The 632-nt window shown below is 42.6% G+C and carries 1 pseudogene; it reads left to right on the top strand.

Going from position 1 to position 632, the window contains the following annotated elements:
* Nucleotides 1-184: 184 nt before the first annotated feature.
* A pseudogene (locus tag AC1DQW_RS27885) lies at nt 185-632 on the top strand (hypothetical protein); the annotation flags it as partial.

The following is a 632-nucleotide window of genomic DNA, read 5'->3' as shown; positions in this document are numbered from 1 at the left end:
AAGTTGAAGCTGGCGAATTTGTTCTTCAGTTAGGTAATTCATCACGCAATATTTCAAAAACAGTAAAAATCCTGGTTAAATAAACCCAATACCGATAAACTGAGAAATAATTTTCAATGGAAGATGACCCGTTGGCCTTATAAAATAAGTGTAAAAAAAACAATTAATAATATAAACTTTCACGATGAAAAAGTTATTACCCATTTTAAGTTTGTGCCTGTTCCTGTTCACTGCAACAAGCCTGAAAGCACAGACCCCTAAGCTTACGCTTGATTTAACCAGGCCCGGCGCAAATGTAAGTCCGCAACTGTATGGGTTGATGACCGAAGAGATCAACCATTCGTATGATGGGGGTTTGTATGCCGAGCTGATCAGAAACAGGATATTTAAGGACAACCCAAACACACCCGAAGCCTGGAGCCTGATCAGGGAAGGTGCTGCGAAGGCCACCATTCAATTAGTTGCCCCAAACCCCGGCAATGTACCCATCGATCAGCGGCGCCATGCAATTAATGGCGCGTTAACCACCTGTTTAAAACTAATGGTGGATACCGGCGACGGTAGGGCCGGTATTGCAAATGAAGGTTATTGGGGCATACCTGTTTTGCCTAATACAACTTATAACGCTTCTT

Source organism: Mucilaginibacter sp. P5_A4 (genome assembly GCF_056400605.1).
The sequence above is the reverse complement of the archived record's forward strand: the minus strand, read 5'-3'. Positions and strand labels throughout refer to the sequence as shown.